We start from the raw sequence: 22,073 nt of genomic DNA on the forward strand, positions 1-22,073 counted from the left end.
CATAACCAGGACGGAGACAATCATGAAAGATCCACATCGCAGCCTTCCCTCGCCCCTGCGCCGCAGGCTGCTCAAGCTGGGTGCGGCCTTGCCCGCCACGCTGGCCTTGCCGCGTCAGGCCAGCGCCTCGGGCTTTCCGGCCCGCCCCGTCACGCTCATCGTGCCGTTTCCGGCGGGCGGCGCGACGGACACCCAGATGCGCGCGCTGGCGATCGCTGCCTCGCGCGAACTGGGCCAGACGGTCGTGATTGCCAACCGGCCAGGCGCAGGCGGCACGCTGGGCCCGGCGGCCATGGCGCAGACCGCCGCACCCGACGGCTATACCGTGTCGGTGGTGGTAGGCACGCTGTTCCGCTACCCCTTTCTGCAGCAGGTCAACTACGACCCGCTCAAGGACTTCACCTACGTCGCCTGCATGACCGCCTACTCGTACGCCATCGTGGTGCGCGAGGACGCGCCCTGGCACACGCTGGACGAGATGATCGCCGACGCGCGCGCCCATCCCGACAAGATCAGCTACGGCGGCACCGGCACCGGCGGCTCGGGGCGCATCGCGATCGAGCGCCTGTCGCGGCTGACGAACACGCGCTTCAATTTCATCCCCTACAAGGGCGCGGCCGAAGAGACCACCGCGCTGCTGGGCGGCCATATCCAGATGATCTCGGATGCGGGCTGGGGGCCGATGATAGACACCGGCAAGGCGCGCTTGCTCGCGGTGTTGGGTGAAACCCGCGCCAAACGCGTGCCCGACGTGCCCACGCTGACGGAACTGGGCTATCCCATCGTCGCGGCCAATCCAGTCGGCATCGCCGGACCGAAGGGCATGGATCCCGAGGTCACGCGCATTTTGCAGCAGGCATTCCACCGCGCGTCCCGCGATCCGGAATACAACCGCGCGCTGGAAACCGCCGACCAGCCGCACATGCTGATGGACAGCGCCGCCTACACCGACTTCGCGGTCCGGCAGGTCGCGGAAGAAAAGAGATTCGTGGCCGAACTGGGCCTGAAGACGTAGCCGCGACCTCAGCCCGCAGGGTTCAGCATGCAGTCGCGCAGGCGCAGCACCGATGCGCAGGACGTGTCGCGATGTGTCACCAGCGACAGGGACAGCGCATCGTGCGCGTCGGCGTCGTTAAGCGGCACGAAGGCCACGTGCGGGGTGGAATACGCGCGCGTCACGCCCGGCACCAGCGCCAGGCCCATGCCGCTGGCGACCAGACTGATCAGCGTCTGCACCTGTATCGCCTCCTGGCTGATGCGCGGCGAGAATCCCGCCTTCAGGCATAGCGCCTGCGCCACGCCGTGCAAACCCGGCACCTTCAGGGGCGAATACAGCACGAAGTTCTCGGCGCGGGCACGCTCCAGGCTGACCGGCCCGCCCGCGGCCAACGGATGCCCTGCCGGCACGGCCAGGATGAGATCGTCGCGCTCCACCACCCAGGAATCCAGCGCTGCGTCTTCCGCCAGCGGACCGCGCACCAGGCCCGCATCGATATCGTTGGCGCGCAGCATTGCGACCAGGCCGACCGTGCTGTCCTCGCGCAGGTCCAGCTGCACGTCCGGATACTGCGCCCGGAAGGCCGGCAGGCAGCGCGGCAGCAGCATGTAGGTGGCAGAACCCACAAACCCCAGCCGCAGCGTGCCCCACTCGCCCAACGCAACGCGGCGGGCCGCCTGGCGCGCCTGGTCGGCGTGGAACAGCGCACGGCGCGCGTCCGCCATCAATGCCTGTCCCGCCGGCGTCGGCGTCACGCCCTTGGGGCCGCGCACCAGCAGCGGCGCGCCCACCGCGTGTTCCAGTTTCTGGATCGAGACCGACAGCGCCGGTTGCGCAATGTGCAGCGTGTCCGCGGCCCGCCGATAGCTGCCCAACTCCGCGATGGTGACGAACTGCCGGAGCTGCCGCAAATCGATAGCCATAACAAATTCCATATCGCCCAATACCTACGCCATATTAGACGCGTATGCCGACGGCCGATAGGATTTCCGCCATGACAGACACTCCCCTATCCCAAGCCAGCGCATTGGGCGGCGTGCGCATCCTGGACCTGACGTCCGTGGTGTTCGGCCCCTACGCCTCGCAGATACTCGCCGACTACGGCGCCGATGTGATCAAGGTGGAATCGCCTGCGGGCGATTCGACGCGGCATACCGGCCCCGCCCAGGAATCCGGGCTGGCCGCCATCTTCCTGGGCCTGAACCGCAACAAGCGCAGCATCGTGCTGGACCTGAAGCAGGCCGCGGCGCGCCAGGCGCTGTTGACGATGGCGGACCAGGCCGACGTGCTGATGCACAGCATGCGCCCCGCCAAGATGGCCGCGCTGGGACTGGATCCGGACACGCTATGCGCGCGCAACCCGCGCCTGGTCTACGCCGGCCTGTACGGCTTCGGCGCGGGCGGCGCCTACGACGGCCAGCCCGCCTATGACGACATCATCCAGGGGCTGTCGGGCCTGGCCGACCTGGTGGACCGCCAGACCGGCGCACCGCGCTACCTGCCCACCGTGGCCGCCGACAAGACTTGCGGACTGATCGCGGCGCACGCCATCCTGGCCGCGCTGTTCCAGCGCGAGCGCACCGGCGCGGGCCAGCAGCTGGAAGTGCCCATGTTCGAAAGCATGGCGTCCTACGCGCTGGTCGAGCACTACTACGGCAGGCACCTGGTCGACGAGCCCGGCGAGGCCGGTTATCCGCGCGTGCTCACGCCCTGGCGCAAGCCCTGCAAGACCGCCGACGGCCATGTCTGCCTGATGCCCTACACCGACGCCCATTGGCACGACTTCTTCATCGCCGCGGACCGCCACGATCTGGCGCAAGACGCGCGCTTTACCGACATCGCGTCGCGCACGCGGCACATCGAAACGCTCTATGAACTGCAGGCCGGCATCGTGGCCGGGCGCGATACCGCCTACTGGCTGGCGCTGTGCGCGCGCCTGGAAATTCCCGCCGCGCCCATCAACCGCCTGCAGGACCTGGAGGCCGACCCGCACCTGCAAAGCGTGGACTTCTTCGCGCCGCTCGACAGCGCCTCCGGCAGCCGCTACCGCTTTCCCCGCAACCCGGTGCGTCTGCAGCATTCCCATGTGCCGCCCGCGATGCCGCCGCGCCTGGGCGAACACACGCTGGACGTGCTGCGCCAGGCCGGCTTGGATGAAGCCCAGATCGCCGGGCTTCTGGAATCGGGCGCAGCCCGCGACGCGCATCCCTCAACCCCGAACAACCGCAAGGACTCCGCATGACCGCAGACCGCAACGCCGACGATATCAAGCAGCTTGGCCAGGGCTATTACTGGCAGGACCTGGCCGTGGGCCAGCGCTTTCAGACCTTCCGCCGCACGGTGACCGAGACCGACATCGTCAACTTCATCAGCGTGACCGGCATGCTGGAGACGATCTTCATCGACGCCACGTATGCCCACGGCGCGATCCAGGGACGCCCCGCCCCCGGCGGCCTGACCTACGGCCTGATCGAGGGGCTGATCATGCAGGGCATGGTGCAAGGCACCGGGCTGGCGCTATTGGAAGTCCACAAGAAAATGCTGGCGCCCGTGGTCGCGGGCGACACCATCTGGGCGGAGATCGAAGTCACGAGCATACGTCCCACCTCGCAGCACAACCGGGCGGTGGTCGCCTCGGTCATCGAAGTACGCAACCAGCACGGCAAGCCGGTAATGGCATACACGGCCACCCGCATGCTGGCCGGCAGGCCCTGAACCATCATCAGGCGATCAAGCGCCCCCCGTAGAGGGCGCTGGCGCCGGGACGCGATCCGCGTCACAAGAACAGCACAAGGAGACAAGCAATGAAGAAAGCACTGCTGGCAGGCAGCCTCGCCATTCTCGCGCTGGGCGCCGCCGCCAGCGCCCACGCAGCGTGGCCCGAACGCCCCATCACCATGGTGGTGCCCTTCCCGCCTGGCGGGCCGACCGACCTGGTCGCCCGGGTGCTGGCCAAGCAGCTGACTGACCAGCTGGGCCAGACCGTCGTGGTCGAGAACAAGGGCGGCGCCAACGGCAACATCGGCATGCAGTACGCGGCTGCCGCCAAGCCCGATGGCTACACCGTGCTGTACAACACCTCCTCCATCGCGCTCAGCCCCAATCTGTACCGGTCGCTGGCCTTCGATCCGGTCAAGGACTTCGCGCCGGTGTCGTCCACGGCGGTGATCCCGCTGGTGCTGCTGGTGCATCCGTCCGTGCCGGCGCCGGACACCCGGACGTTCGTGCAGTATGCGCGCGAGCATCCCGGCAAGCTGTCGTATGGGTCGGCCGGCGCCGGCAACGTCACGCACCTGGGCGCCTTGTTGCTGTTGCGCTCGCTCGAAATCGACGCGGTGCACGTCCCCTATCGCGGCAGCGCCCCGGCCATGACGGATCTGGTCGGCGGGCAGGTGCAGCTCATGACCAATACGCTGAACGATTCGCTGGGCTTCATCCGCGAAGGCAAGCTGCGCGCGCTGGCCGTGACCAGCGGCGCGCGCAGCGAGCAATTGCCCGACGTGCCGACGGTGGCGGAAACGGTGGCGCCCGGATTCGAGATGGGCGCCTGGCAAGGCGTGGTGGTGCCGGCGGGCACGCCCGCGCCGGTCATCGACAAGCTGAACGCTGAAATCCGGCGCGCGCTGCAATCGCCTGAAATGACCAGGCAGCTCAAGGCGCAAGGCGCGCAGGCGCTGGGATCCACGCCGCAGGAATATGCCGCCTACATCAAGAGCGAAATCGCGCGGTGGGGAGAGGTGGTGAAGGCCGCCAACGTGAAGCTGGACTGACGGTTGCTGAAGGCAGATGCAAAAACGCCCGCGAATCGCGGGCGCTTCTGTCTGAGCTGCCAGGCGGACGGCAAAGCTCAGCGGCCGTTGGCCTTGGCCGTGATGCCGTTGGCCGCGCCCATGTCGGTATTTGGCACGTCGCGCAGCAGCACGCGCACGTCCTGGCCCGAGATGCCGATGCTGGCGCACACCGCCTGGTTCAGCGCCGCGATCAGCGCGGCCTTCTTGGCTTCGTCGCGGCCGGAGATCAGCGCGACGTCGACGCGCGCCATGGCCTTGCCGATTTCGCCGCCCACGATCACATGCTCCGCCGGCACTTCCTGAAGCACGATGCGCACGCTGGGCAGCGGCGCCGCGATGCTCTCGACAACGGCGTTGGATGCGGCCTGCAGCAACGCGGCCTTCTGGGCGGCCGTGTGGCCTTCCATGATCTGGACATTCAAAATAGGCATGACTGATTCCGATGTTCCGAAAAAGGAGAAACCGGCCCAGGCGGCCGGCAAACCATCATATCCGGATCAGGACCGCGCTGACGGCCGCGCGGCCTCGATCTGGATTAGGGTTTCTCCCTGTCAGGCCGCCTGGTCGCGGCGCTCGGGTTCGGACTGCTCCTGCGCGTCGACGGCAGCGGCGGCTTCCGCCGCAGGCGCGGTTTCGGCCAGGGCCGGCGTCACCAGCTCCACCACCTTCTTGCGCGACAGCATGCCGATGAACTCATCGTCTTCGCCGGTCACCGCGACCGGCTGGTCGCTGTGCACCAGCTGGGCCAGCACCTCGCCCAGGCCAGCGGTGGCGGGCACGGAAGCCAGATCCTCGACGTAGCGGGAAATGTCGCGCGCGCCTTCCTCGATGGCGCGCGTGGCGGCCTCGGCGGTCAGCACGCCGGCCAGCCGCTTGCCGTCCAGCACCGGCGCGTACTCGTAGCTCAGGGCGCGCATGCGGTCCATGGCATGGGCGGGACGCGAACGCATGGTCAGGGTCAGGCGCGCCGGATTCACGGCGTGCGTGGCGTTGAGCACCTTGGTGCGGTTCACGTCCTGCAGGAAGGACTGCACGTAGTCATTGGCCGGATTCAGCAGAATGTCTTCCGGCGTGCCTTCCTGCACCAGTTCGCCGTCCTTGAGGATGGCGATGCGGTTGCCCAGGCGCAGGGCTTCGTCCAGGTCATGGGTGATGAAGACGATGGTCTTGTTCAGCTTGGCCTGCAACTGCAGCAACTGGTCCTGCATTTCGCGCCGGATCAGCGGATCCAGCGCCGAGAAGGCCTCGTCCATCAACAGGATTTCGGCGTCGGTGGCCAGCGCCCGGGCCAGGCCGACACGCTGCTGCATGCCGCCCGACAATTGGTGCGGGTACTGGTTCTCGAAGCCCGACAGGCCCACCTGGTCCAGCCACTCGCGGGCGCGCTTTTCGCGTTCGGCGCGGCCGACGCCCTGCACGGTCAGGCCGTAGGCGGCGTTGTCCAGCACGGTGCGGTGCGGGAACAGGCCAAAGCGCTGGAACACCATGCTCATCTTCTTTTGACGGAAGACTTCCAGGTCGCGCTTGTTCAGGCTGACCACGTCCACGCCGTCGACCAGGATGTGGCCGGCGCTGGGTTCGATCAGGCGGTTGAAGTGGCGGATCAGCGTGGACTTGCCGGAACCCGACAGGCCCATGATGACGTAGATGCTGCCTTCTTCGATCGACAGGCTGATGTCGCGCAGGCCCAGCGTGTGGCCGCTTTCGGCCAGCAGCTGTTCCTTGCTCATGCCGCCCTGGGCGGCTTCCAGCCATTTCTTCGGGTGCGGCCCGAAGACCTTGTAGATGTTCTTGACCTCGATCTTGCTCATCGCTGGCCTCCCATGCGCATGCGCTGTCCATACGATTGCGTGATCCGGTCGAACAGCACGGCCAGCACCACGATACCCAAGCCCGCCAGCAGGCCGCGGCCCACTTCCAGGCGGTTGATGCCCAGCAGCACTTCATAGCCCAGGCCGCGCGCGCCGATCATCGAGGCGATCACCACCATCGACAGCGCCATCATCGTGGTCTGGTTGATGCCGGCCATGATATTGGGCAAGGCCAGCGGCAACTGCACGCCGAACAGCTGCTGGCGCGGATTGGCACCGAAGGCGCGCGAGGCTTCCAGCACTTCGCGATCGACCAGGCGGATGCCCAGGTCGGTCAGGCGGATCAGCGGCGGCACGGCATAGATCACGGTGGCGATGATGGCCGGGATCTTGCCCAGGCCGAACAGCATGACCACGGGAATCAGGTACACGAAGCTGGGCATGGTCTGCATCACGTCCAGCACCGGCAGCATGATGGAGCGCAGCCAGTTGACCCGCGCCATCAGCACGCCCAGCGGGATGCCGATGATCACCGACAGGCCGGCCGCCATGATCATGAGCGCCAGCGTCTGCATGCCGGCGTCCCACAGGCCCAGCACGCCGATCACGCACAGCAGCGCGCCCATCGCCAGGCTCAGGCCGATGCGGCGGCTGACGCCCCAGGCGATCGCGATCGTCACCGCGACCACCGCCCACCAGGGCGAATTGCGCAGCAGCTGCTCCAGCCACACCAGGGCATGCAGCACGGGCTGGGACAGAGTCTCCAGCGTGTCGGCATAGTTGGTGACCAAGTGATCGACAAAGCCGTCGATCGCCCCCCGGACCTGCCGGGCGGGAATAATTTCAGGAAACATTCGTTCTACTCCATTCTGGCGCACTCACCGCCCGGACCGCGACCGCATGCCCAGGAATCGGGCAATGCGGCGCAAGCTTGCGGCTTCCAGCTAGAAAACGGCCGGCCATCCCGGCAGCGCCAGCGCATCTCGGTCCGGGCGCGAGCGCCCGGCCGCGAGCGCCCGGCCGGCGGCCATCCTGGCCAAGAAATCCGGCCCCGTGAAGGGCCGGAGCGCACCGCGACGGCGCGCAGCCAGGAACATGGCGGGTTACAGCGCGCTTTGGACGCGCCCGGCGACGTCGGCGGGGACCCACTTGGTCCAGACGTCGGGTTTGTTCTTCAGGAACCACTTGGCCACGGCGTTGGCTTCGTCGCCGGACTCTTCCATGTGGGCCAGGGTTTCGTTGATCACCGGCAGCGGCACCGAGACCTTGGACAGGAATTCGGTGAGCTTGGGCGCTTCCTCGGAGAACTTGGTGTTCACCGCCGTGAAGACGGGATTGTCGGGATAGGCGCTGGGTTCGGGCTTGGCGCACTTGGGCGACGTCAGGCACTTGTGCTTTTCGGCGTCGTAGGGCGGCATGTCCAGCTTGACCAGGTCCATGGAACCCACCAGCGGCGTGGGCGACCAGTAGTAGAAGACCACGTTCTGCTTGCGCTTGTAGGCCGACATCAGGGCCGCCTTCTGCGCCGCGCCCGTGCCGGGCGAATACAGGGTGTAGCTGTCGTCCAGTTTCAGGGCGTGGAACAGGTTGTTGCTGGTGATCTCGCAGCCCCAACCTGCCGGGCAGCCGTAGAAACGGCCCTTGCCGGGCTCTTCCGGATCCTTGAACTTGTCCTTGAACTTCGGCAGGTCGGCGGCGGACTTCAATTCGGGCAGGCGCTCCGCCGTGTAACGCGGGATGTACCAGCCCTCGGCGCCCATGTAGAGATCGCCGATGCGCTTGACCTTGCCGGTCTTCTCGGCGCGGTCCCAGGGGTCGGCGACGCTGTTCAGCCAGATCTCGGTATTGATATCCAGGTCGCCGCGCTCCAGCGCAGCCAGGGCGGGCAGGGTTTCGGTCGGCAAGGTCTCGGTCTTGCAACCGTAGCCCTTTTCCATGATGAAACGTTCGACGTCGACCAGGACCAGATTGGATTCCCAGTTCATCGCGCCGAAATTGACCGGGCGCTTGATTTCGCACTGGACGGCGTCGGCGGCTTGGGCCGCACCGGCAAAGGCGAAGAACACAGCCGCGGCGGCCAGGGTCTTGACAGGGGTAAAACGCATTGGCTTTTGCCTCCATAGGTTCAGGGACACACGCCAGGCTTGGGCCCGGAGGTGCCATGGAGCTAAGGGGGTTGTGCGGAAGACGGGCAGAACCGCCAATACAAACCGACACTAGCAACAAGACGGTCCGCGAGGGTGCGGCATCTTGCAAGACAGGAGCTTCAAAAACGCAGTTTTTGAAAACCCACAGAAAGTGAACAAACTGAACGAAGAAGCCAGCATCTTAAACGAAATTGATGCTCAGCCCAACCCCACCTCGGAATGAATCAGATACATTTCCGGAAAAAACGGTCCGGGATTACCCGCAATCGCAAGGAGTGAAACAGCAGCTTTCCCTAGGGGATTTTGATTCAGACGCAAAGATACATTCAGTAAATAATAAATTCATATCCATACGCTTTAGCGGTTTCGAATTGGCCGGAAATCGCGGTTCCGGCCAGTGGGCGGACGCGTTTCGGCCCACTTCTCGGTGTCAAACCCATTGAAACCGGCCATCCTGCGGACACCCGCTGACCGCTACTCGTTCTTGGCGTACATGTAGTCCCGGCGCCAGGGGTAGGCGAGGTCCGGCGGATTGTCCAGCTCATCGGCGCGTCCTGTCGCCGGATGCTGGCCCAGGATCTGGTGCAGCGCGATCCAGCCGTGCTCGAACGCCATGGCGCAGCCGGCCAGGTACAGCCGGTAGGCGCGCAGCGAACGCTCGCCCTGCTCGCCGCCCAGGATGCGCGCCGCTTCAGGCAGGCGCGCCTCCAGCGCATCGCTCCAGGCCCACAGGGTGCGCGCGTAATGCGGCCGCAGGTTTTCCACGTCCACCTCTTCCAGCCCGCCGTTGGTCAGGGTTTCCATCACCACGCTGACGTGGGTCAATTCGCCGCCCGGGAAGATGTACTTCTCGATGAATTCGCCCATGCCGTTGCCCAGCTCGGCGTTGTAGACGCCGGCAGCGGTAATGCCATGGTTCATGATCAGTCCGCCCGGCTTGAGCAGGCGGCGCAGCTTGGCGAAGTAGCCCTCGAGCTGGGCGCGGCCCACGTGCTCGAACATGCCGACCGACGCGATCTTGTCGTAGGGCGCGGATTCGTCCAGTTTGCGGTAGTCCAGCAGTTCCATGCGGACCCGGCCTGCGAGCCCCTTCTCCTGGATCAGCTTGCTGACATGGGCATGCTGGTTGCGCGACAGGGTGATGCCGGTGGCGTCCACGCCGTAATTCTCGGCAGCCCACAGCAGCAGGCCGCCCCACCCCGCCCCCACATCCAGGAACCGCTCGCCTGCACGCAGGCGCAGCTTGCGGCAGATGTGGTCCAGCTTGGCCTCCTGGGCCTGGGCCAGCGTCATGCCCGGTTCACGGTAGTAGGCGCAGGAATAGACCCGTCGCGGATCCAGCCAGAGCGCGTAGAAATCATCGGACAGGTCGTAGTGGAATTCGATCTGCTTGGCGTCGCGTTCGACCGAATGGCGCCAGACCGACACCACCTTGCGCACCAGCTCGGTCAGCCAGCCGCCGCGCGCCGCGTCCACCGGCGAGCCCGGCAGCAGCGCCGACGCCGCGGCCATCACATCGCGCATATTGCCTTCGATGTCGATGCGGCCTTCCACGTAATCCTGCCCCAGCACGCCCACTGCGCCTTCGGCCAGGTGCGCCAGCGCAGTCTTGTCGTGCGTGACGAAACGAACGCGGGGTTCGGGCGGCCCCAGCACGGCGCCGTCGGGCAGAACCAGCTGGACCGGGACCGGCAGGGCCTGGAGTTTGCGTTCCACAACAGACAACAAAGGATTCACGACTTCTCCTCTGGAATACGTACGGACCGCAATGACTTTATCGGAAAAAACTTGCAATTTGCTTGTAAGGTTGCCCGTGATACAGTCGTTTACTTGGCCCAAACCGTGCAACAAACCGCATCCGGGCCCTGTCACTGCGCTACCCCGCAATCCACATGCCCCCATCACAGTCTTTTCGCAGCGGCCTGCCTGGCTGGCTGATACTCATGGGCGCGCTGACCGCAATCGGTCCGTTCGCCATCGATATGTACCTGCCCGCGTTCCCCACGATCGCGGCGAACCTGGGCGTGTCGCGCGGCGACGTCGAACGCACTTTGGCCGCCTACCTGATCGGCCTGGCGATGGCGCAGGTGTTCTATGGCCCGATGGCCGACCGCTACGGGCGCAAGCCGCCGCTGCTGGTGGGGCTGACGCTGTTCATGATCGCTTCGCTGGGCTGTGCGCTGTCGGGGTCGGTGGAAGCGCTGACCGGCTGGCGCGTGGTGCAGGCCATGGGCGGGGCCGCCGGCATTGTGATCCCGCGCGCGGTCATCCGTGACCACTACGAAACCCATGAAGCCGCGCGCGCCATGTCGCTGCTGATGCTCATCATGGGCCTGGCCCCCATTCTCGCGCCCCTGGCGGGCGGCCAACTGCTTGCCATCACCTCGTGGCGCAGCCTGTTCTGGGTCATGCTGGCCGGCGGCGCGATGTTGATGGCTGCCGTGATCCTGATCATGAAGGAATCGCTGGCGCCTGAACGCGTGGTGCCCCTGCGCTGGGAAACCATCCTGCGCAACTACCGCGACCTGTTCGCGCATCGCGGCTTCATGGCGCACAGCCTGGCCGGCGGTTTCGGCCAGGCCGGCATGTTCGCCTACATCATCGGCTCGCCGCGCGTCTTCATCGAACTCTACGGCGTGCCGCCCCAGTACTACGGCCTGCTGTTCGGCACCAACGCGCTCTCGCTCATCGTCTGCTCGCAGATCAGCGCGCGCCTGCTGCGCACCTACACGCCGCGCCAGTTGCAGCGCCGCGCCCTGACCTCGCTGGCCTGCGCCAGCCTGGCGGCGGTCGCGCTGACGCTGGGCGGCTGGATGACCCTGCCCCTGCTGATGCTGTGCCTGATCTGCTACATGGGCAGCCAGGGCTTCGTGAATCCCAACTCGGCGGCGCTGGCGCTGGCGGACCAGGGCAAGCGGCTGGGCGCGGCTTCCGCGCTGTTGGGGACGCTGCAATTGTCCTGCGGCGCGCTGGCCGGTTTCGCCGTCAGCGCCTGGCAGACCGACAGCGCCCTGCCCCTGACGACCACGCTGGCGGCCTGCGCCTGCCTGTCCTGGATCTCGGGCCGCGTGGCGCAATCGCACACCAAGTAGCCTGGCCGCTTGATTTATTTAGGCTTTTCGTATTAGAATCTAAGTCTTCACATGAAGTTTCCCGTGCCGGACTACTATGCTTTGTAGTTCAGCACTCTGACCCCAACCGCGCAACGTCTGGCGATTTTCTTAGGAAATCCCAGAGATTCTTCCAAGAATTCCGCGGGTGGCAGGCAGCGGGTATAAGCACTGGGGCGGACCAGACGGGCTTTAACAGCCACTCCGATCCCCCCTCATCCACTAAGACTGGGTGGCCGGCAAAGGCAGCGCAAGCGCCTCTACAGCCCGGCGGCTGAAACCCTGTCTACCCCCCAAGCGATGCGCGACAAAAGAACGACCTAAAGAGGTGCATCCATGGCACGCGTATGCCAAGTGACCGGCAAAGGCCCGATGGTGGGCAACAATGTTTCGCACGCGAACAACAAGACCAAGCGTCGCTTCCTGCCCAACCTGCAATCGCGCCGGTTCTGGGTTGAAAGCGAAAACCGCTGGGTCCGCCTGCGTGTTTCGGCCAAGGCCATCCGCACGATCGACAAGAACGGCATCGACGCCGTGCTGGCCGAAATGCGTGCCCGCGGCGAACTGGCTTAATCAGCCTCCCCGCCAATCTACATACTAGGAGCACGACATGGCCAAAGGTATCCGCGAAAAGATCAAGCTCGAGTCGACTGCCGGCACGGGTCATTTCTACACGACCACCAAGAACAAGCGCAACATGCCCGAGAAGATGCTGATCAAGAAATTTGATCCGGTCGCTCGCAAGCACGTTGACTACAAGGAAACCAAGCTGAAGTAATTCAGCCGGTTTTCCCGCAAGTCGAAAAGGCCCTGCACCGCAGGGCCTTTTTTCATTTCTGGCGAGCGCCGCATGGGGCGCCTTGTCTATTGCCCCGGGGCGAAGGCCCATGTTCCAATTGGGCCGCTGTCATCCGCCGCGCCTGCTGGCGCCAGATTCCCTCTCCACGCGATACCTGACATGTTCCGTCCCTGCCTTACCCTGCTGCGCCGCGCCGTGGCGCCGGCACTCCTGGCCCTGGCGCTGGCTCCCGCCGCCTCGGCCAAGGACAAGGAGCCACCCATCCGCATCGGCGAGATCAACAGCTACAAGGCGATACCCGCCTTTCTTGGCCCCTATAAAAAGGGCTGGCAGCTGGCGCTGGAAGAGGTCAACGCCGGCGGAGGCGTGCTGGGCAGGAAGCTGGAAGTGATCTCGCGCGACGACAACGGCAACCCCGGCGATTCGGTGCGCGCGGCCCAGGAATTGCTGGCCCGCGAAAAGGTCGAGCTGCTGTTCGGCGGATTCCTTTCCAATACCGGCCTGGCGCTGACGGATTTCGCCAAACAGCAGCAGGTGTTCTTCCTGGCGGCCGAGCCTCTCACCGACAAGATCACCTGGCAGGACGGCAACCGCTACACCTACCGTCTGCGCCCCTCAACCTGGATGCACGTGGCGGCGCTGGCCCCCAAGGCGCTGGCCTTGCGCAAGAAGCGCTGGGCCATCGTCTACCCCAACTACGAGTATGGGCAGTCCGCGGTGGCCACCTTCAAGGCCATGATGACCTCGTTCCAGTCCGACGTGGAGTTCGTCGCGGAGCAGGCCGTGCCGCTGGGCAAGGTCGATGCCGGCGCCGTGGTGCAGGCCCTGGCCGACGCCAAGCCCGACGCGATCTTCAACGTGCTGTTCGCCGCCGACCTGACGCGCTTCGTGCGCGAGGGCAATACCCGCGGCCTGTTCGAGAACCGCGCCGTGGTGTCGGTGCTGTCTGGCGAACCCGAATACCTGGAACCGCTGGGCGCCGACACGCCCACCGGCTGGATCGTCACGGGCTACCCCTGGTACGCCATCGACACCCCGGCCAACACCACGTTCGTCGAAGCCTACAAGAAGCGCTACAACGAAACGCCCAAGGTCGGCTCGGTCGTGGGCTACGCGTCCCTCATGTCCATCGCCCAGGGCCTGAAGGCTGCGGGCGAAGTGGACACCGAAAAACTGGTCGACGCGTTTGCCGGCCTGAAGGTGGACACGCCCTATGGCCCCATCCAATACCGCAAGATCGACCACCAGTCGACCATGGGCGTGTACGTGGGCGTGACCGCGGTGGAAGACGGCAAGGGCATCATGAAGGACTTCGCCTATATCGACGGCGCACGCCTGCAGCCGCCTGACGAGCAAGTGCGCAAGATGCGTCCGGCGCACTGATGAGCCTGTCAGGGCTGCTGCTGCAGCTGCTCAATGGGCTGGCGGACGCCAGCGCGCTGTTCCTGGTCGCCGCCGGCCTGTCGCTGATCTTCGGCGTCACGCGCGTGGTGAACTTCGCCCACGGCTCGTTCTACATGCTGGGCGTCTACCTGGCCTGGACCTTCACCAACTACTTCGGCGACGGCGCCGGCTATTGGGCCGGGCTGCTTCTGGCGGCGCTGGCCACGGGCCTTATCGGCGCGGCCGCCGAATGGCTGGTGCTGCGGCGCCTGTACCAGGCGCCTGAACTGTTCCAGCTGCTGGCGACCTTTGCACTGGTGCTCATCATCGGCGACGCCGCGCTGGCCATCTGGGGCCCCGAAGACCTGTTCGCAGCGCGCGCCCCCGGCCTGTCTGGCGCCGTGCAGATCCTGGGCCGGCGCTATCCCGAATACGACCTGCTGCTGATCGCCGCCGGCCCCGTGGTACTGGGCCTGCTTTGGCTGCTGCTGATGCGTACGCGCTGGGGCCGGCTGCTGCGGGCCGCGGCGGAAAATCGCAAGATGCTGGCCGCGCTGGGCGTGAATCAAGCCTGGCTGTTCACCTCGGCATTCACCCTGGGCGCGTTCCTGGCCGGCCTGGGCGGCGCGCTGGCCGCGCCGCGGGTACCCGCCACCCTGGGCCTGGACCTGGAGATCATCGCCAGCGCGTTCGTGGTGGTGGTGGTGGGCGGCCTGGGTTCGATTCCCGGCGCCTTCCTCGCCGCCTTGTTGATCTGCTCGGTCAAGGCATTGTTCGTGTTCCTGGGACAGGTGCAGATCGGCCCCTGGCTTTTCAATCTGTCCAAGCTCACGCTGCTGGCGGAATTCGCCGTGATGGCCGTGGTGCTGGTCGTGCGGCCCTGGGGTCTGCTGGGCAAACCGCCCGAGCCGGCATCCCACACCGCCGCCCCGGAGCGCCCCATCGCGCCGGCCGGCCGCGGCCTGCGGCTGGCCTATGGCGCGCTGTTGGCGCTCCTGGTACTGGCGCCGGTGGCGGCCGCTCACAGCCCCTATCTGGGCATCCTGCTGACCGAAATCCTGATCGCCGCGCTGTTTGCCGCCAGCCTGCATTTCCTCACCGGGCTGGCCGGCATGACCTCGTTTGGCCATGCCGCCTGGTTCGGCCTGGGCGCCTACGGCGCCGCGCTGCTCCTGAAGCTGGCGGCCGTGCCGATGGAAGCGGCGCTGCTGCTCGGCCCCTTCGCCGCGGCGCTCGGCGCCCTGCTGTTCGGCTGGTTCTGCGTGCGCCTGTCGGGCGTGTACCTGGCGATGCTGACCCTGGCGGTGGCGCAGATCCTCTGGGCGCTGGCCTATCAATGGGATGACGTGACGGGCGGCAGCAACGGCCTGATCGGGCTGTGGCCATCGGCCTGGCTCGCCCAGGGCCCCTGGTTCTATTACCTGACGCTGGCGCTGTGCGTGGCCGGCATCGCCTGGCTGCGCCGCCTGGCGTTCTCGCCGCTGGGCTATGCGCTGCGCGGCGTGCGCGATTCGGCCCTGCGCGCCGAGGCGCTGGGCATGGACACGCGGCGCGTGCAATGGGCGGGCTTCGTGGCCGCGTCTTTCGCCGCCGGCCTGGCAGGCTCGCTCTACGCATTTTCCAAGGGCAGCATCGCGCCCGACACGCTGGCCGTGAGCCGCTCCGTGGACGGACTGGTCATGGTGCTGCTGGGCGGGTTGCAGACGCTGGCCGGCCCGCTCGTTGGCGCTGCGTCCTACACCTGGCTGCAGGATGCCGCCGCGCGCAGCACCGAGTACTGGCACGCGGTGCTGGGGCTGGCCATCCTGGCCCTGGTCATGGCGTTTCCCGAGGGGCTGGCAGGCGCTGCCGCGCGCCTGGCCGCAAGCTGGAACAGGAGGCGCGCATGAACACCGCCCCCCTGCTGCGAGTCCGGGACCTGCGCAAATCATTCGGCGGCATCGACGCGCTGGCCGGCGTGTCCTTCACGCTGGAAGCGGGCCGGATGCTGGCGCTGATCGGCCCCAACGGCGCCGGCAAGTCCACCTGTTTCAACGCGCTGGGTGGCCAGCTGCGGCCCGACTCGGGCTCCGTCCTGCTGGACGGCCGCGAACTGGTAGGCCTGTCGGCAGGCAAGATCTGCCGGTTGGGCGTGGGACGCACCTTCCAGACCGCGGCCACCTTCCGCTCCATGACGGTGCGCGAGAACGTGCAGACTGCGCTGCTGTCGCGCGACCGGCTGCTGCTGAATCCGTGGCGCCGGGCCACCCGGCACGCGGCCGAGGAGGCCATGTCGCTGCTGTCCCAGGTGCAGATGGCGGACAAGGCGCAGGAGCATTGCGGCACGCTGGCCTACGGCGACGTCAAGCGGGTGGAGCTGGCGATGGCGCTGGCGCACCAGCCGCGCCTCTTGCTGATGGACGAACCCACGGCGGGCATGGCCACCAATGAACGCCATGCGCTGATGCGGCTGACGCGCACGCTGGCGGACACCCAGCGCATTGCGGTCCTGTTCACCGAGCACAGCCTGGATGTTGTGTTCAAGCACGCCGATCGCATCGCAGTGCTGGTGCGCGGCAGCCTGCTGGCCGAGGGCGAACCCGCAACGATCGCGGCCGACGAGCGGGTCCGCGCGGCCTATCTGGGCACGGAAGCGCCGCAGCCGGCCTGAGCCGGCCGCGCACGCGGCCTCAGTCGTTCCTCAGCCCGTTGGGCTGGCATTCCCAGAAGATCTTGGCCTGGCATCCCTCGCAAATGCCGCGGTCCAGCTTGGCGTAGATCGTATGCAGCGCGGTCGCCTTGTCGGGAAAGATATGGTCCTCGCCCAGCCGCTGCAGGAAACCCGTGCGACGCCACATGTCCAGCACTTCCGGCCGCGGGCGGTGGAAGTACAGATCGCCGCCCATGGCCCGCCTGGCGGCCAGTTCGTCTTCCCAGACCTGCGCGCCCGCCATGTCGATGAAATTCATGCTCTTGGCCATCACCAGCAGATGGCGCGGCGCGCCGGGCGCCGCGCGCAGCTCATGCAGGCGCTGCGCCACGTGCGTGGCAGCGCCGAAATAGACCGACCCTTCCATGCGCAGCAGCTTCAGTTGCGGGCACTCCGGCAAGGCATCCGGCGCGTGCTCCAACACCACGAAGCGCCGCTCCAAGCCGCGCGAGTCGAAGCCCATGGTGCGCATCGCCGGCCGCGAGGTGCGGTGCAGGTAGACCATCAGCGACAACACCGTGCCCAGCAGGATCGCCACTTCCATGCGTATGGTGATGGTGGCAGCCAGCGTGGCGGCGGCGATGATCGCTTCGCCGCGCTGGGTGCGGATCAGTTGCCGCCAGCGCGGAATGTCGAACAGGGTCCAGGCCACCAGCAGCAGCAGCCCGGAAATCGCCGCGTGCGGAATCATGGCCAAAAGCGGCGCGGACAGGGCCACCAGCGCCACCAGCAGCAAGGCCGAGAACACGGACGCCAGCGGCGTCTTGGCGCCAGCCTCGTAGTTGGGAATGGACCTGTTGAGCGACCCGCAAGACAGGTAACAGGAGAAAAAGCCGCCCACAATATTGGACAGCCCCTGCCCCACGAATTCGCGGTTGGCGTCGATGCGCTGGCCCGAACGCGTGGCCACGGCCTTGGCGATGGAGATGGATTGCGCCAGCGCCACGATGGTCAGCGCGAAGGCCACGCTCAGCAGTTCGGGCAAGGCGCGCCAATCGACGCTGGGAATATGGAAAGGCGGCCAAGGTTGGGCCAGCGCACCCAGCACTGACACCGGCGCACCTTCGGTCAGCGCGTTGAAGCCCGCGGCCGCCAGCGCGCCCGCCGCCAGCCCCGCCAACATGTAGGGCTTGCGCTTGTCCAGGCGCCGCACCAGCAGCGCCACGGCCAGGGTGGTCAGGGTCACCAGCAAGGCGCCCCAGTGCACCTGCGCCAGATTCGCGGCCAGGCTGGCCAGCAAGGCGCCCGCGCCGTGCGCGTCCGGCGACGGCATGCCCAGCGCGTCCTTCAGCGCATGCACGGCGATCAGCAGCGCCGCGCCGCTGGTGAAACCGAACAGCGCCGACGGCGAGATGAAGTGCGCCAGCGAGCCCAGCCTGAGCGTGCCCACCAGCCATTGCATCAGCCCGACCAGCACGGTCACGGCCAGCGCCAGCTGGATGTAGCCCTGGCTGCCGGCCACCGCCAGCGGCGTCAACACCGCATAGAGCGCCAACGAGTTGGCATTGGTCGGGCCCGACATGACATGGCGGCTGGACCCGAAGAGCGCCGCGACGATACAGGGAACGATGGCGGAATACAGGCCGTACTCGGGCGGCAGGCCCGCCAGCATGGCGAACGCCACGCCCTGCGGCAACACCAGCAAGGCGCCCAGCAAGCCCGCCGTCGCATCCGCGCGCAAGGTCCGCGCATTGACCTCGTCCACCCACGAGCCGAACAACCGGCGCGCGACGCTCATCCCCCCCTGCATCATTCTTTCTTGTCCCTCGGCATCTGCTTTCTGATTGGTTCCGCCTGCGGCGCACAGGGCGGGCGGCGGGTCGTCTAGCGTAATCGCTAGCGCCCCTCGCGCGCAACGCGTCCCGCTTACTTGAGGTAACGGCGCTCCAGCTCCCGCATATGGGCATCGCCCTGCAGCGCGATGATTTCCTTGACCGCCGGCAGCGCCGCATCCACCTGATGGATGCCGCCATCGCTGCGGATGCGGGCGAACACGTCCCGCATCGCCCCCACCGCGGCGCGGATGGCGTGATTGCCATAGATGACCAGGCCGACCTTGCCCAGCGCCTGGATATCGGCTTCGCGCAGTTGCGGATAGGCGGTGGGCACCAGCACCAGCGGCGCGCGGCCTTGCCATGCCGCGACGAACGACAGGATCTCGTCGGGCGTGTTCTGCTTGGAATGGATCAGGATGGCGTCCGCGCCCGCAGCTTCATACGCGCGCGCCCGGACCAAGGCTTCCTGCTCGCCGGCGCCCGCGATCAGCGCCTCGGTCCGGGCGATCACGCAGAAATCCGCATCGCGGCGGGCGCTGCAGGCGGCTTCGATCTTGCCCTGGAACTCCTCGATCCGCACCAGCTCCTGCCTGCCGGACGCGCGCAGACTCGTGTCCTTGGGAAAGGTCTTGTCTTCCATCACCACCGCCGACACGCCCGCAGCTTCGTACTGCGGCACCATGTAGGAGACATTGATGGCATTGCCGAATCCGGTGTCGATGTCGGCAATCACGGGCACGTCCACCGCGGCGGCGATCGCCCGCATCATGTCCAGGTGCTGCGAGGGCGAGAGTATGTTGGCATCGGGCACGGCGTAGCTGGCCGACAGCTCGAAGCCGCTGCCCCAGATGGCGTCGAACCCGGCATCGGCCGCCAGCCTGGCGGACAGCGGGTTGTGCGCCGACATGGCGTGCATCAAGACGGGATCCTGCAATTTCTGGCGGAAACGGGCGTTTCTGGTCATGGCGGACACGTAGGCAAAAACCCGGCGCGCCGCGCGCCGGCTGCGGCCATCGTAGCGCCAATCCCCGCCTTGCCCGAAACGTCAGCCGGCCTCGCCGCCGCGTCGCGCCTTCATGGCCTGCCCGATCCCGGCCAGCGTATCGTCCGGGATCAGCCGCGCCGCCATCGGCAGCAGTTCGCTTTCCTCACGCTGGATATGCGCGGCGTAGGCATCGGTGAAATCCTGCACCTGGCTGGCGGGCAGCTCGGCCTGGCGGCCCGCCGCGATCTCGGCGAGCGCCTGGCGCAAGGGCTCCCAGCGCCGCGCCAACTGCCGGTGCTCGGCCATCAGGCCGTCCACCAGCGCATGCAGACAGACGGCGTCAGAGCCGGCCATGGATTCGATCAAGGCCGGAAACAGGTCCTCTTCCTCGTCCTCGTGATGGTGTGCGGCCGCGGTATCGAAGTAGCGCATGACGCTGGCCGCCGCGGTTTGAGCCGCGGCGTCGCTGCCATGCACCGGCAGGTGCGCGGCAAGACGCCCCAAGGTCGCGCACTGGCGGGAAATGCGGCCATGGCAGGCCGACAGCAAAGCCAAGGGATCATCCGCGCCCGGCGCCGGGGCCGGGCCTCCAGGAAAGCTCACCGCCATCGCACACCTCCGTTATCCGGCGTGGCCACGCCACCACAAGCGGATGGAATCCCACGCGCGTCCCGCGAATCCGGCCTCGGCCACCGGTTCCAGTGCCACCACCGGAAACTGCATGGCGGGCTTGCCGTCCACCAGCACACGCACCTCGCCCACTGCGGACTGGGCCGCGATCGGCGCAATCAGCGGATCCTGCGGTGTCCAGACCGGTTCGACCTTGGCGCCCGCAGGCACCGTCACGTAGGCATCGCGCGCGAATCCGGCCTTCAGGCTGTCCTGCTCGCCCTTCCATACCTCGGGCGTGGCGACCGCCTGGCCGCGCGCGTACAGCTTGATGGTATTGAACCCCTGAAAGCCCCACTCCAGCAACTCGCGGCTTTCCTGCGTGCGCAGCTTGTCCGACGCCGTGCCCACCACCACCGTGATCAGGCGGCGCTGGTCAGCGCCATTAGGACGCTGCGCGGTGGCGACGATGCAATAGCCGGCCGATTCGGTATGCCCGGTCTTCAGCCCGTCCACGCTGGGATCCAGCCACAGCAGGCGGTTGCGGTTCGGCTGCGTGATCTTGTTGTAGGTGAACTGCTTGGCCGAATCGTAGGTCCTGTAGAGCTGCGGATAATCGCGAATGAAACGCGTGGCCAGCATGGACAGGTCGCTGGCGGTGGAGTAGGTCCCCGGATCGGGCAAGCCGTGCGGGCTGGCGAAATGCGTGGCGTGCAGGCCGAGCCTGGCGGCGGTGTCGTTCATCCGCGCCACGAAGGCCTCGACGCTGCCCGACACGGCTTCGGCCAGCGCGATGGCCGCGTCGTTGCCCGACTGGATCATCAGGCCGCGCAGCAGATCGTCCACCGACACCTTCGAGCCCGGCTCCAGGAACATCTTCGAGCTGCCCGCCGGCACCTTCCAGGCGCGGGTCGACACCGTGACCATTTGCGCCGCGGACAGCTCTTTCTTGCTGAGCGCCTCGAACACGACATAGGCCGTCATGATCTTGGTCAGGGACGCGGGCTCGATCCGGGTCGTCGCCGCATGCGACGCGATCACCTGTCCGCTGGTCTCGTCCAGCAAGAGCCAGGCCTTGGCCGACAGGGCCGGCGCGGGCACCGTCTGCGCCACGGCGCCCGACATGCACGCGGCCGCGACGATCAGGCTCGCCGCCAACTTCTTCATCAACATATGACTGCTTCGCTTCCATGCTTGGTTTTTTCCGCGCGGGTCTCGCGCAGGGCACGCAATTGGAACATGCCCGGCGCAGTTGGTTCAGTGCCGCAGGCATCTGAAAAGATGCGCGATGAATGTCACGACATCTTGCTGGAGCCCTTCTACAAAGCACTTTCTGTGTCGAAAACAACAAACAAGGGCCAAAAACCCGCTAGAAAACCGCATTAATCGCCACTCTTCCGCTATCATCGGCCGCGTAGCGTCAAACGCCGATACCCGGCGCGCGCTGCTCCATGACCTCAACATACGGATTTTGACCATGGCCACGAAAGCAAAAGCTCCTGCCAAGAAAGTCACCAAGCCCGCCGCCAAGGCGCCCGCAAAGAAGGCAACTGCTGCCAAACCCGCTGTGAAGCCCGCTGCAAAGCCGGCCGTCAAGAAGGTCGTCGCCGCCAAGAAGGTCGCTGCTGCCCCCAAGGCCATCAAGGCCGCCCTGAACAAGACCCAGCTGATCGCCTACATCGTTGAGCAATCGGGCGTTGAAGCCAAGTCGGTCAAGGCCGTCCTGGCCAGCCTGGAAACCTCGGTGCTGGGCTCCGTGGACAAGAAGGGCGCTGGCGAATTCACGCTGCCCGGCCTGTTCAAGGTTGCCGTGCAGAAGGTTCCGGCCAAGGCCAAGCGCTTCGGCAAGGATCCGTTCACCGGTGAAGAGCGCTGGTTCCCCGCCAAGCCGGCTTCGGTCAAGGTGAAGGTTCGCCCGCTCAAGAAGCTGAAGGACGCCGCGCAGTAAATCGCGCGTAGTTCCGGTCAAGCCGGAAG

Annotated in this window: 21 protein-coding genes; 11 read left to right on the forward strand and 10 right to left on the reverse strand. The window is 66.6% G+C overall.

Annotated features, from left to right (window positions below; all coding sequences use genetic code 11):
• The first annotated feature begins 22 nt into the window (after positions 1-22).
• Positions 23-1,015: a tripartite tricarboxylate transporter substrate binding protein gene (locus HV793_RS27405; protein WP_175214249.1), complete on the forward strand. Its 993-nt coding sequence runs from the start codon at positions 23-25 to the stop codon at positions 1,013-1,015.
• Between the two features lie 8 nt (positions 1,016-1,023).
• Here the strand turns inward: HV793_RS27405 and HV793_RS27410 are convergent, their stop codons facing one another.
• Positions 1,024-1,920 carry a LysR family transcriptional regulator gene (locus HV793_RS27410; protein WP_225589079.1) on the reverse strand — a complete coding sequence of 299 codons (897 nt, stop codon included), beginning with the start codon at positions 1,918-1,920 and terminating at the stop codon, positions 1,024-1,026.
• A 71-nt stretch (positions 1,921-1,991) separates the two neighbouring features.
• Between HV793_RS27410 and HV793_RS27415 the strand changes: the two genes are divergently transcribed.
• From HV793_RS27415 to HV793_RS27425, 3 genes are all read left to right on the forward strand, one after another.
• Positions 1,992-3,239: a CaiB/BaiF CoA transferase family protein gene (locus HV793_RS27415; protein ID WP_175214250.1), complete on the forward strand. Its 1,248-nt coding sequence runs from the start codon at positions 1,992-1,994 to the stop codon at positions 3,237-3,239.
• Positions 3,236-3,712: a MaoC family dehydratase gene (locus HV793_RS27420; protein ID WP_054451219.1), complete on the forward strand. Its 477-nt coding sequence runs from the start codon at positions 3,236-3,238 to the stop codon at positions 3,710-3,712. The genes HV793_RS27415 and HV793_RS27420 overlap by 4 nt, the downstream gene beginning before the upstream one ends.
• A gap of 89 nt (positions 3,713-3,801) precedes the next feature.
• Positions 3,802-4,767: a Bug family tripartite tricarboxylate transporter substrate binding protein gene (locus HV793_RS27425; RefSeq protein ID WP_125471078.1), complete on the forward strand. Its 966-nt coding sequence runs from the start codon at positions 3,802-3,804 to the stop codon at positions 4,765-4,767.
• 77 nt (positions 4,768-4,844) lie between these two features.
• Here the strand turns inward: HV793_RS27425 and HV793_RS27430 are convergent, their stop codons facing one another.
• The 5 genes from HV793_RS27430 to HV793_RS27450 all read right to left on the reverse strand — a co-directional run bounded on the left by HV793_RS27430 (position 4,845) and on the right by HV793_RS27450 (position 10,483).
• Positions 4,845-5,219 carry a tautomerase family protein gene (locus HV793_RS27430; RefSeq protein ID WP_175214251.1) on the reverse strand — a complete coding sequence of 125 codons (375 nt, stop codon included), beginning with the start codon at positions 5,217-5,219 and terminating at the stop codon, positions 4,845-4,847.
• 120 nt (positions 5,220-5,339) lie between these two features.
• Positions 5,340-6,599: a quaternary amine ABC transporter ATP-binding protein gene (locus HV793_RS27435; RefSeq protein WP_054451216.1), complete on the reverse strand. Its 1,260-nt coding sequence runs from the start codon at positions 6,597-6,599 to the stop codon at positions 5,340-5,342.
• Positions 6,596-7,453 carry an ABC transporter permease gene (locus tag HV793_RS27440; RefSeq protein ID WP_054451215.1) on the reverse strand — a complete coding sequence of 286 codons (858 nt, stop codon included), beginning with the start codon at positions 7,451-7,453 and terminating at the stop codon, positions 6,596-6,598. The genes HV793_RS27435 and HV793_RS27440 overlap by 4 nt, the downstream gene beginning before the upstream one ends.
• Positions 7,454-7,702: 249 nt before the next feature.
• Positions 7,703-8,704 (reverse strand): ABC transporter substrate-binding protein, encoded by a 1,002-nt coding sequence (locus tag HV793_RS27445; protein WP_054451214.1) that lies wholly within the window; start codon positions 8,702-8,704, stop codon positions 7,703-7,705.
• 516 nt (positions 8,705-9,220) lie between these two features.
• Positions 9,221-10,483: a class I SAM-dependent methyltransferase gene (locus HV793_RS27450; protein ID WP_156337314.1), complete on the reverse strand. Its 1,263-nt coding sequence runs from the start codon at positions 10,481-10,483 to the stop codon at positions 9,221-9,223.
• Positions 10,484-10,689: 206 nt separating this feature from the next.
• Between HV793_RS27450 and HV793_RS27455 the strand changes: the two genes are divergently transcribed.
• The 6 genes from HV793_RS27455 (at position 10,690) to HV793_RS27480 (ending at position 16,688) form a co-directional block, all read left to right on the forward strand.
• Positions 10,690-11,838, forward strand: a complete 1,149-nt coding sequence (locus tag HV793_RS27455) for a Bcr/CflA family multidrug efflux MFS transporter (RefSeq protein ID WP_054451213.1) — start codon at positions 10,690-10,692, stop codon at positions 11,836-11,838.
• A gap of 354 nt (positions 11,839-12,192) precedes the next feature.
• Complete coding sequence (rpmB, locus tag HV793_RS27460) at positions 12,193-12,429, forward strand: 50S ribosomal protein L28 (RefSeq protein WP_006385639.1); 237 nt, start codon at positions 12,193-12,195, stop codon at positions 12,427-12,429.
• A gap of 37 nt (positions 12,430-12,466) precedes the next feature.
• Complete coding sequence (rpmG, locus tag HV793_RS27465; protein ID WP_003810296.1) at positions 12,467-12,634, forward strand: 50S ribosomal protein L33; 168 nt, start codon at positions 12,467-12,469, stop codon at positions 12,632-12,634.
• Between the two features lie 180 nt (positions 12,635-12,814).
• Complete coding sequence (locus tag HV793_RS27470) at positions 12,815-14,038, forward strand: ABC transporter substrate-binding protein (protein ID WP_054451212.1); 1,224 nt, start codon at positions 12,815-12,817, stop codon at positions 14,036-14,038.
• On the forward strand, positions 14,038-15,927 hold the full coding sequence (locus HV793_RS27475) for an ABC transporter permease (RefSeq protein WP_175214252.1): 1,890 nt from the start codon (positions 14,038-14,040) through the stop codon (positions 15,925-15,927). The genes HV793_RS27470 and HV793_RS27475 overlap by 1 nt, the downstream gene beginning before the upstream one ends.
• Positions 15,924-16,688 (forward strand): ABC transporter ATP-binding protein, encoded by a 765-nt coding sequence (locus HV793_RS27480; protein ID WP_054451210.1) that lies wholly within the window; start codon positions 15,924-15,926, stop codon positions 16,686-16,688. Before HV793_RS27475 ends, HV793_RS27480 begins: the two co-directional genes overlap by 4 nt.
• Positions 16,689-16,707: 19 nt before the next feature.
• Here HV793_RS27480 and HV793_RS27485 read toward each other — a convergent pair whose 3' ends face one another.
• The 4 genes from HV793_RS27485 to HV793_RS27500 all read right to left on the reverse strand — a co-directional run bounded on the left by HV793_RS27485 (position 16,708) and on the right by HV793_RS27500 (position 21,269).
• Positions 16,708-18,465 (reverse strand): SulP family inorganic anion transporter, encoded by a 1,758-nt coding sequence (locus HV793_RS27485; protein WP_054451209.1) that lies wholly within the window; start codon positions 18,463-18,465, stop codon positions 16,708-16,710.
• Between the two features lie 128 nt (positions 18,466-18,593).
• Positions 18,594-19,466 (reverse strand): phosphonopyruvate hydrolase, encoded by an 873-nt coding sequence (locus HV793_RS27490; protein WP_175214253.1) that lies wholly within the window; start codon positions 19,464-19,466, stop codon positions 18,594-18,596.
• An 81-nt stretch (positions 19,467-19,547) separates the two neighbouring features.
• Complete coding sequence (locus HV793_RS27495; RefSeq protein WP_054451207.1) at positions 19,548-20,096, reverse strand: hemerythrin domain-containing protein; 549 nt, start codon at positions 20,094-20,096, stop codon at positions 19,548-19,550.
• A gap of 12 nt (positions 20,097-20,108) precedes the next feature.
• Entirely contained in the window at positions 20,109-21,269 is a 1,161-nt protein-coding gene (locus tag HV793_RS27500; RefSeq protein WP_082400716.1) for a D-alanyl-D-alanine carboxypeptidase family protein, read from the reverse strand.
• A gap of 304 nt (positions 21,270-21,573) precedes the next feature.
• On the opposite strand from HV793_RS27500, the gene HV793_RS27505 reads away from it, so the two are divergent.
• Positions 21,574-22,044: an HU family DNA-binding protein gene (locus HV793_RS27505; protein WP_054451206.1), complete on the forward strand. Its 471-nt coding sequence runs from the start codon at positions 21,574-21,576 to the stop codon at positions 22,042-22,044.
• Positions 22,045-22,073: the final 29 nt, after the last annotated feature.

It is taken from the genome of Achromobacter aegrifaciens, assembly GCF_902859965.1.
Taxonomy (GTDB): domain Bacteria; phylum Pseudomonadota; class Gammaproteobacteria; order Burkholderiales; family Burkholderiaceae_B; genus Achromobacter; species Achromobacter aegrifaciens.